The following is a 9,395-nucleotide window of genomic DNA, read 5'->3' as shown; positions in this document are numbered from 1 at the left end:
AAACAAATAGAAACGGGGGGAGCAAAGCTCCCCCCGTCGCAGGCAATTCAGAGATTAAGGAAGAAAACTCTCTTACATTGCCAGGGAGATAAAGATACCCGCGATCGCCGCGCTCATGAGGTTGGAGCAGGTTGCTGCCAACAGAGTGCGAGGACCGTACTTCGCGATGAAGTTCATGCGGTTTGGAGCCAGAACACCCAGACCACCAATGAGAATACCCATGGAAGAGATGTTCGCGAATCCGCAGAGAGCGAAGGAAACGATTGCCTTGGTCTTTTCCTGAATGACAGGCAGACCCATGTCGATTGCTGTGGCATCTACGAGGTAGTTCTTCAGGTCGAGATACGCCACGAATTCGTTGACGACCAGTTTTTTACCGATCAGAGAACCTGCAACACCGATGTCAGCCATTGGAACACCCAGCAGGTAAGCGATTGGAGCGAAGATCCAGCCGAGGATCATTTCCAGAGACAAGCTGAAGCCTGCCAGATCACCAACACTGCCGAGGATCAGGTTCACCAGAGTGATGAGACCGATCATTGCAACAAGGTTTGCACCGATCGCACCAGCAAGCTGAAGACCATTCATTGCGCCCTGACCAGCAGCAGCCAGCACGTTTTCTGGTTTTTCGTCACCAAAGTCAGCACTTGTGTCTACTGTGTAGTTCACTTCTTTGGTTTCAGGCATGATGAGTTTTGCGAAGAGAAGACCACCTGGTGCAGCCATGAAGGATGCAGCGAGCAGGAATTCGATCTTAACACCCATCAGCGCGTAGCCGCCGAGAACGGTACCAGCAACAGATGCCATACCACCGCACATGATAGCGAAGAACTCACTATCAGACATCTTAGGCATGTAAGGCTTCACAACCAGTGGAGCTTCTGTCTGACCAACAAAAACGTTGGAAACCGCAGACATGGATTCTGCCTGAGATGTACCGAGCAGTCTTGCCATGCCACCGCCGATGACACGAATGACGACCTGCATAACACCGAGGTGGTACAGAACTGCAATCAGAGCGGAGAAGAAAATAACGAGGCAAAGCACGTTGAAGGCAAACACGAAGCCAACAGTTTCAGAAAGTGAACCGTTGGTGAGGTTGCCGAAAAGGAAGTTAACGCCGGAACGACCACTGTCGATCACACCGGAAATGCCCTTTGACATTGCATGAAGAATAGCACGGCCAGCTGGAACGTAGAGCACGAAAGCGCCGATACCAATCTGTAGAGCCAGCGCACCACCTACGGTGCGGAGATTGATCGCCTTGCGATTGGTTGAAACCAATACAGCAATAACAATCAGTGTAGCGATGCCAAGAAAACCTGTTGCGAACATTATGAGCTCCTCCCAGAGGCTCTGAGGTAAGTTGTTGATTATGGTTGGGGAGAAATTTGAAGCGCCGGAAGGCGACTAACCGTACCCACCTTCACGTGGACAGTTGAGATGGCCACCCGCATCCAACAAATGCTTTGTCATTGAAAAACAATGCAAAACACCTGCGATTGTAGAACCTTCTAGTGCTTCATCAGGAATTGTCAGTGCTGAGGATATACACACGGTGGGAGTTCGCGAGTATGAGCCGTCAGTCTCTGTGAAAGCGCGGCATACGGCAGGCGCAGTACACTCACCTTGCGTAGGTGCGAATGTGAACTGACCCGATTGCATAGTTTGCCTCACCTTTTATTTAATTCCCTTTGGTGAGGGCAACCTAGTTGCCTGAGAGGCAATTATTAAGTTTTTTAAATATATCAATCGTTTCGAAGTTCGAAACAAACTAGAAAATATTACGTAGAAAACCACGCCACATACGGATTATTTCGTAGATTATAGTTCTTACAGAACATATAGAATAAAAATAGTAGAACTTTAAGAGCTACAACCTAGAACAAAATAAGAATAACAAAACAAGTTCATGCACGATCTAATCACATCAGGCCGCATTACTTTGCGAATGCTGCGTTACTTCCATCAAGTGTCAGTAAGTGGACACTTTGGGCGTGCGGCGGAAGAGCTGCATATTTCTAAGTCACCTATGTCCATACAAATCAAAGAGTTGGAGGTTGCCCTCGGTCTTTCTCTCTTTCAGCGTGACTCACGAAATGTTTCTCTGACTGCTGCAGGGCGCGTGCTGAAACGTGAGTGCGAGCAGATTTTCAATACGTTGGATTACGCCATCACCAACACCCAGCGGCAGGGACGTGCGGAAAACTCGACCCTCAGCATCGGGATGGTGAGCAGCGCCTTTCTGGATGGATTTGCGAACCTGCTCTCGGATTTCAAGAGCAAGCATCCGGATTGTTCTCTGAATTTTACCGAGTTGGCACCCAATCAACAGAAGGAAGCGCTGGATGGCGGCATCATTGATCTGGGTATCTGCCGCTATGGCGATACACTCAATGAGCCAGCCTTAAACTCAAAAGTATTGGTGAGAGAAAACCTTACTCTGGCAGTGCCTAGCACGCACCCTCTCAAGGATCGCAGGGTGGTGGGACTGGAAGAGCTAAAAGATGAGGAAATGGCTGTTTTGGACCGGAGCATGTCCAACTCGACGCCATTTTTGATTGCAAGATGTAAGGATCAGGGCTTCTACCCCAAAGCCGCTTTTGAGGTTCAGGAGCCGAGTACTTTGTTGGCGCTGGTTGCTTCCGGTCAGGCGATTGCTTTGGTTAGCGACTGTTTTCGTAGTCAGAAATCCAAGAATGTGCGTTTCATTCGCTTGAAGGAAGACATTCCGGCAGACCTTTGCGCAATTTACAAAAAGAACTATGAAACCGATATCTTACGCAAGTTTCTGCAGTTCATCGAGTTTGACTACAAACCGCAGATTGATGAGAGCTGAGGGAAATCTGCATGTTCCCTCAGTTTAAGCCCTAAGCAGTTTCCTGTTCAGAAATGCTGACATCCATCCGCTTGCCCGTATCAGCATTGAAGAGATGTACGCCCGACAATGTCAGCTCCACGTAGACCTGGTCACCAGCTCGGCGCGTTATCTCCGGGTCTTCGCGAACAACCATTTGTTCTCCAGTTTCCAACTCAACATGCACGTAAGTGGTGTCCCCCAGATACTCTTCCAGTAACACTTCTGCCTTCAGATAGCTCTCCCCTGCTTCATCGTGCAAAATGCTGTGAGAAGGACGGATACCGAGTGTGACATTTGTCGGGATGACCGAGGCCTTGTTGGAGATAGGGAGTAGTGTCCCATCCTTAAGCTGCGCGCTGTTTTCGCTCAGTTTTTCCAGCTGCAAAAAATTCATATTGGGTGAGCCGATGAAACTGGCCACGAACAGGTTTGCTGGGCGCTCATAAAGATCTCGCGGTGTGCCGACCTGCTGGACCTCGCCGTCATTCAGAACCACGATACGATCTGCCAGTGTCATAGCCTCGACCTGATCGTGAGTCACATACACCATGGTTGCTGACAGGCGTTGATGAAGGCGCGCGATTTCCAACCGCACTTGCCCACGCAATGCTGCATCCAGATTTGAGAGAGGTTCATCAAACAGGAAAATTTTGGGATCTCTCACAATCGCACGGCCAATTGCAACACGTTGGCGCTGTCCACCTGAGAGCTGAGAGGGCTTTCGGTCCATCAAGGCCTCCAGCTCCAGCGCACGTGCACTTTCAGCAACGCGATCCTTGATTTCTGCCTTTGAGTACCCTGCCTGCTTTAGGACCAGCTCCATGTTTCCCCGCACACTTAAATGCGGGTAGAGCGCGTAGGTCTGGAAGACCATGGCGATCTCACGCTTCGATGGCGGCAGGTGTGCGATGGATTTGCCTTCCATGGCGATATCGCCCGCGCTTTCGTCTTCCAGCCCTGACATTATCCGCAAGAGTGTAGATTTTCCGCAGCCGGATGGCCCGAGCAAGACGAGGAATTCACCGGATTGGATATCAAGGTTGATACCATCCAGCACATTCTCAGCACCGAAAGACTTGTAGAGGGATGAGATTTTCAAGTTAGCCATATTACAAGTCCAGTTTCTGAGCTGTGCCTGTGCGCACAGCCTGATCTGCCGCCAATACGACAGCCAGAGAATTTACCGCTGAATTCATGTGATCTTCTAAATCCAGCCCTTCACGGATAGCTGTAAGCACAAAGGCTTGCTCGCGATCACACAAGGCTTGATGCCCCGGTTCACCATCCATGCTGAGTACATCGTCTTTGCGTGTAAACTCGCCGTTCGCATCCGTTTCGCCGTAATGAACCCGGATGGTGGAGGTTTTGGTGTGCATGTCGATATCGTCCGAACGGGCCTCGCCTTCCATGACAATCGAGACGCTGCCATTCTTGGAGACGACATCTTTTACGAAGAACGCAGTCTCCGACATCATCGGGCCCCACCCAGCCTCGTACCAACCGACGGAGCCGTCCACGAACAGGACTTGCAGATGGCCGTAATTGTACATATCCTCGGGAAGTTCATCACTCAGGCGCACGCCCATGCCACGTACTTCGACCGGCTTGGCGTCGGTGATCTGGCACATGACATCGATGTAGTGGACGCCGCAGTCGACAATCGGTGATGTGGTTTGCATCAGTTGTTTGTGGGTTTGCCATGTTGCGCCGCTGGATTGCTGGTTGAGGTTCATGCGGAAGACGTAAGGCCCGCCCAGTTTGCGCGACTGCTCTATAAGGGTTGTCCAAGATGGGTGATGGCGCAGGATATAACCAACCACCAGTTTCCGTCCCAGCTTGCGAGCAGTTTCCACGACACTTTGAGCATCTTCCAGAGCGGTTGCCAGTGGCTTTTCTACAAACACATCCGCCCCTGCTTCCATCGCCATGACTGCATATTCAGCATGGCTGTCTGAATAAGTGCAGATGGACACAAGATCAGGTTTGGTTTCGACCAGAGCTTGCGCGAAATCAGATTGGATGGTGTAGCTACTCAACTCTTCAGGCAATTCCACCGGTGATCGATTGACCAGCCCTACGATCTCAAATCCCGAATTGGTCTCATACGCCAGAGCATGGGACTTTCCCATGTTTCCTAGACCAGCCACGAGCACGCGGATAGGTTTGTTACTCATTTGACTGCTCCAGATGTTAGGCCCCGAATGAGTTGGCGCGAGAAGAGCGTGTAGAGAATGAGGACCGGAATGACTGCCAGTGCCATAGCCGCGAGAATTGCGTTCCAGTTGTTGGAGTATTGCCCAACGAACACCTGAGCGCCCAGTGTGAGTGTTTTGGTATGCTCTGCGGGGGCCAGAACGAGTGGGAACCAGAGATCATTCCAAATCGGGATCATAGAGAAGACAGCCACTGTTGCCATTGCGGGTCTGATGAGAGGCAGAACGAGACGTAAGAAGATGGAGTATTCTGAAAGGCCATCAATACGGCCAGCAGATTTGAGGTCTGATGATACTGTCGACATGAACTCAGAGAGAATGAAGATCGCCAGTGGCAGGCCTTGCGCTGTGTAGACCAGTATGAGAGCCCAATGCGTGTTCACAAGATCCGTTGCGACCATCAGGCGGAGAATTCCGACAGTTCCCAGACGGATCGGGATCATAATGCCCAGTGCCATATAGAGGCCCATGAGGCGATTACCGCGGAACTTGTATTCACTGAGTGCAAAAGCTGCCATTGCCCCAAACAGGAGAATGAGACACAAGCTTGCGCCGGTCACGAACAGCGAGTTCCAGAAATATAGCGGGAAGTTGCCTTGCTGCAGCACTGTTGAATACCCAACCAGATCCAATGTTTCGGAGGTTGGGAGTTCCAAGGGCTTGCGGAAGATTGCTTTTTTGTTTTTGAGCGAATTGATGAGAATGAGAAGAACAGGGAAAAGCGCGATCACTGCAAACGTGAGCAGGATTACATGCGCTCCCAGTTCTGCCATTCGGTTTCGTCTTGCACGAGAAATAGCCATTTGCGCCTCACATCTCGTAGCGGGTCAGCTTGCGCTGAATAAAGAAGAGATAGACAGCAACACCCATCAGGATGATGAAGAACATCACCGTCGCAATGGCGGCACCCATGTTGGGGTCACCGGGTTGCAACTGTTGCCCGTAGAACGTTCGATACAAGATCGTGCCCAGCAGGTCTGTCGAGAAGTTTGGCCCCGCAAGCGGCCCCTGCGTGGTGTAGATCAAGTCAAATGCGTTGAAGTTGCCTACGAAGGTTAGGATAGAGATGATGCCGATGGTTGGCAGGATCAGGACCAGCTTGATCTTGAAGAACTGGGAAATGCCGGTCACGCCATCACATTCTGCGGCTTCAATCACCTCATCAGGAATGGAGAGAAGCGCAGCATAAATCAGCATCATTGGAATGCCGATGAACTGCCAGACAGAGATGAGAGAAAGTGTAGTCAGCGCTGTCTCCTCTTTACCGAGGAACGGTAGATACCAACTGCCAACCCCGACAGACTTCATCAGACCTTTGGAAACACCCCATAGCGGGGAGAGCATGAGCTTCCAGACGAACCCGACGACAACGAAGGACAGAAGGGTCGGCATGAAGATGGCTGTGCGATAAAACTTCTTGCCCGGCAGATGCCCCATGGAGAGCAAAGCCGCAATCAGGACACCGATCGGATTTTGCACCAGCATATGGATCAGGAAGAAATAGCAGTTGTTCCAAAGCGAATTGAGGAACGGCTTGACCCAGTACGGATCGAAGAACAGCTTGATGTAGTTTTCCAAGCCGACAAACGAGATCACTTGCGTGGTCGTATCCCTTTGGAAGAACGAAAAGCGCAGGGTTTCGGCCAGCGGCAGGATCATGATCATCGTGTAAATGATGACTGCCGGTGCCAGAAAGACAAGTACATGCCAGCGGAACGGCTTCTTCTTCCGCTCACTGACCATAAGGTCCTGTTCCAATTCCATCATCTCTCATTGCAATGCAGATGCGCGGTCAGTCCGCACATCTGCTATTTTGTGTTCAGTCAGAGAGATGGCTTAATCCATCTGAGGTTCGTACCAGGCGCTCAGCCCCTTCTGAAGCTGGTTCGCTGCATCCGCAGGTGTCTGCTTGCCATTGATGACGTTTGCAGACACGACCCACATTTCGTTCCAGAGGTTTGGAGTACCGCGAGAAACGATCTGTGCCGCAGAGCGGTTGGTGGACTGACAGTCTTTACGCCAGGAGATGAACTCGTCCGCCAGTGGATCAGTGAGCGAGATCTCATGCTTGGACAAGGAGAAGAAGCCCGGCACAGCGTTGGAATAGAGTTCTGCAAACTCTTTGGTGCCCATCCACTCAAGGAACTTCATGGCAGCTTCAGAATTTGGCGAGGCTGCATTCAGGCCAATGCCGATGTCAGTGTGGTCTGAGATGTAGCAGCTGTCCCCCTCTGCTGGCAGAGGTGGCCGGAAGGCGCCAAGCTCGAAGTCGGAATCGCGGTTGAAGCCTGCAATTTCCCAAGAGCCTGATGGATAGATTGCAGCGCGCCCCAGTGTGAACAGGGTCTGGCTGTCCGGATAGGATTGAGCTTCATAGCCATCCCCAAGGTACGGCCCCCAGCTTGCCAGCACTTCAAACGGCTTTACCCAGCCATCATCCGTCAACTTGCCGGTGCCAGCAACGACTGCCTTACGGCCTTCCTCACCTTTCCAGTACATTGGCCCAATATTCTGATAGCCCATTGCAGCGGATTCCCACTGATCCAACGTGCCCATCGCCATTGGGATGTAATTGCCGTCTTCCTTGATCTTATCGAGAACAGCTATGAACTCTGCCTGAGTTTTCGGTGGTTCAACACCGACTTCAGCAAAAGCATCCTTGTTGTAGATGAAGCCGTGGATCACAGCGGCCATTGGCACACAAAAGGTTGCGCTGCCATCATCTGTGCTCCACGCCCCTTTTGCTGAATCCGGGAAGTTGTCGAGGGTTGCCATGCCCTGCAGGTTCTTCAGGTAACCTTTGCTGTAAAGATCCAGCGACCCATCAAACGGACGGCATGTGATCAGATCACCAGCGGTTCCACCTTCCAGCTTTGCATTCAGTGCAGCGTTGTATTGAGTTGGAGCGGTTGGCGAGAATCTGATTTTGACCTCTGGATGCGCCTTCATAAACGCAGGCAGAATGGTTTCCTGCCAGATGCTCAAGTCGTCGTTACGCCAGCTCTCAATTGTCAGTTCTGAAGCAGCAAAAGCAAAGGATGCGGAGCCCAAAAGCAGGGATGCAGCAATGCCTGATGACAAATAGTATTTCATTATTTCCTCCCATAACAAATAATCGAATACCGCCTTGAAAAACCGTCGGTATCGCAACTCGCCTGCCCCCCAGCGGGCGAATATTCCTGTTGGCACATTACGATCTAAACGGATCGCAATGCGCGCATAAATCAATCAGGTTGATGTAACCCAAGCACCCGAAGAGATTCTCCCAAATCTCCCTGAGTTTCATTCAATACGTTGATGGCCTGTTGCTTTGTTGCTCCCAGCACCAGTAAGACAGCCAGCTTGATCTGACTGTCACTTTCATGCAGGGCAGCTGCGGCTTTTTCCTGCGAGCAAGCGGTGAGTGAGACCACCATGTCTTTGGCGCGCTGATCCAGTTTGATGTTGGTCAGCTGCATATCCACCATGTAACCGCGATACACCTTCTTCAACCGGACCATGAGCGCTGTAGAAAATAGGTTGAGTGCCGCCTTTTGGCTGGTTCCTGCCGATAATCTGGTTGATCCTGCCAACACTTCCGGACCTGTCCTTAAAAGGATTTCATGCTCAGCATCGGCCAGTAACGGGCTTTGCGGATTATTCGCCAGTGATATTGTAAGAGCCCCCGCGCCTCTGGCGGTTTGAATGGCAGAGCGGGTAAAAGGTGTGGTGCCGCTTGCTGCAATACCCAAGACGACATCAGAAGCGCCGACATTGTTCTCTAAAATGAAAGCACGGCCTGCTTCTTCGCTGTCCTCAGCGCCTTCCTGCGGGCGTAACAATCCAGCTTCGCCACCTGCCAGACCATAGATCAAGCGATGCTCTGGCCAGCCAAATGTGGGGATGAGTTCAATGCCATCCAAAACGCCAAGCCTGCCTGAAGTACCTGCGCCGACGTACACAAGTCTACCTTCGGTTCCCTGCAATCTTTGGGCAGCAGCATCAACTGCGGCTTCCAGCTCTCCCAACGCAGACCAGACAGCGTTGAGAGCTTGCATTTGCCCCCCCAGCAAGGCTTTGAGGACTTCGTCAGTCCCCCATGTTTCCAAGCCTGCATAACGTGAAGATCTTTGCTCAGTTTCACGCCACTCCTGCGGATTGGAATGTTCTGGAAACCCCACTTTTTTGGATATGCTGGACACGAGACTCTCCCTGATACCAATAGCATACCAACAACTCACGATATGGCAATGATATATTAGAAAAGACCCGCAAATTGCGTAATCCCAATAGATTTCTAACAGTTACCTGTGACAATTGCAGACCACAGGTATTGTTTTGGA

At 51.2% G+C, this 9,395-nt stretch carries 8 protein-coding genes; 1 reads left to right on the top strand and 7 read right to left on the bottom strand.

What is annotated here, in order from left to right:
- Positions 1-72: 72 nt before the first annotated feature.
- Positions 73-1,335: a NupC/NupG family nucleoside CNT transporter gene (locus tag PsW64_RS25785; RefSeq protein WP_057464104.1), complete on the bottom strand. Its 1,263-nt coding sequence runs from the start codon at positions 1,333-1,335 to the stop codon at positions 73-75.
- Between the two features lie 577 nt (positions 1,336-1,912).
- Here PsW64_RS25785 and PsW64_RS25780 point away from each other — a divergent pair.
- Complete coding sequence (locus tag PsW64_RS25780) at positions 1,913-2,839, top strand: LysR substrate-binding domain-containing protein (RefSeq protein ID WP_063305476.1); 927 nt, start codon at positions 1,913-1,915, stop codon at positions 2,837-2,839.
- A gap of 31 nt (positions 2,840-2,870) precedes the next feature.
- Here PsW64_RS25780 and PsW64_RS25775 read toward each other — a convergent pair whose 3' ends face one another.
- The 6 genes from PsW64_RS25775 to PsW64_RS25750 all read right to left on the bottom strand — a co-directional run bounded on the left by PsW64_RS25775 (position 2,871) and on the right by PsW64_RS25750 (position 9,245).
- The gene (locus PsW64_RS25775; protein WP_063305475.1) at positions 2,871-3,968 is read right to left on the bottom strand and encodes an ABC transporter ATP-binding protein; all 1,098 of its coding nucleotides are present in this window, start codon (positions 3,966-3,968) and stop codon (positions 2,871-2,873) included.
- Position 3,969: 1 nt separating this feature from the next.
- Complete coding sequence (locus PsW64_RS25770) at positions 3,970-5,034, bottom strand: Gfo/Idh/MocA family protein (RefSeq protein ID WP_063305474.1); 1,065 nt, start codon at positions 5,032-5,034, stop codon at positions 3,970-3,972.
- Positions 5,031-5,876, bottom strand: a complete 846-nt coding sequence (locus tag PsW64_RS25765; protein WP_193757864.1) for a carbohydrate ABC transporter permease — start codon at positions 5,874-5,876, stop codon at positions 5,031-5,033. Before PsW64_RS25765 ends, PsW64_RS25770 begins: the two co-directional genes overlap by 4 nt.
- A gap of 7 nt (positions 5,877-5,883) precedes the next feature.
- Positions 5,884-6,837, bottom strand: a complete 954-nt coding sequence (locus tag PsW64_RS25760) for a carbohydrate ABC transporter permease (RefSeq protein ID WP_244277367.1) — start codon at positions 6,835-6,837, stop codon at positions 5,884-5,886.
- 72 nt (positions 6,838-6,909) lie between these two features.
- A complete protein-coding gene (locus tag PsW64_RS25755; RefSeq protein WP_063305473.1) occupies positions 6,910-8,166 on the bottom strand; it encodes an ABC transporter substrate-binding protein in 1,257 nt (418 codons plus the stop codon).
- A 131-nt stretch (positions 8,167-8,297) separates the two neighbouring features.
- Entirely contained in the window at positions 8,298-9,245 is a 948-nt protein-coding gene (locus PsW64_RS25750; protein ID WP_063305611.1) for an N-acetylmuramic acid 6-phosphate etherase, read from the bottom strand.
- Positions 9,246-9,395 lie beyond the last annotated feature (150 nt).

The organism is Pseudovibrio sp. W64, assembly GCF_001623145.1.
Lineage (GTDB): Bacteria > Pseudomonadota > Alphaproteobacteria > Rhizobiales > Stappiaceae > Pseudovibrio.
The sequence above is the reverse complement of the archived record's forward strand: the minus strand, read 5'-3'. Positions and strand labels throughout refer to the sequence as shown.

What these genes read in the sequence shown, in the direction of transcription:
- PsW64_RS25775 (WP_063305475.1), bottom strand. Translation starts at nt 3,968, where the DNA reads ATGGCTAACTTGAAAATCTCATCCCTCTACAAGTCTTTCGGTGCTGAG.
- PsW64_RS25760 (WP_244277367.1), bottom strand. Translation starts at nt 6,837, where the DNA reads ATGGAATTGGAACAGGACCTTATGGTCAGTGAGCGGAAGAAGAAGCCG.
- PsW64_RS25755 (WP_063305473.1), bottom strand. Translation starts at nt 8,166, where the DNA reads ATGAAATACTATTTGTCATCAGGCATTGCTGCATCCCTGCTTTTGGGC.
- PsW64_RS25780 (WP_063305476.1), top strand. Translation starts at nt 1,913, where the DNA reads ATGCACGATCTAATCACATCAGGCCGCATTACTTTGCGAATGCTGCGT.
- PsW64_RS25765 (WP_193757864.1), bottom strand. Translation starts at nt 5,876, where the DNA reads ATGGCTATTTCTCGTGCAAGACGAAACCGAATGGCAGAACTGGGAGCG.
- PsW64_RS25770 (WP_063305474.1), bottom strand. Translation starts at nt 5,034, where the DNA reads ATGAGTAACAAACCTATCCGCGTGCTCGTGGCTGGTCTAGGAAACATG.
- PsW64_RS25785 (WP_057464104.1), bottom strand. Translation starts at nt 1,335, where the DNA reads ATGTTCGCAACAGGTTTTCTTGGCATCGCTACACTGATTGTTATTGCT.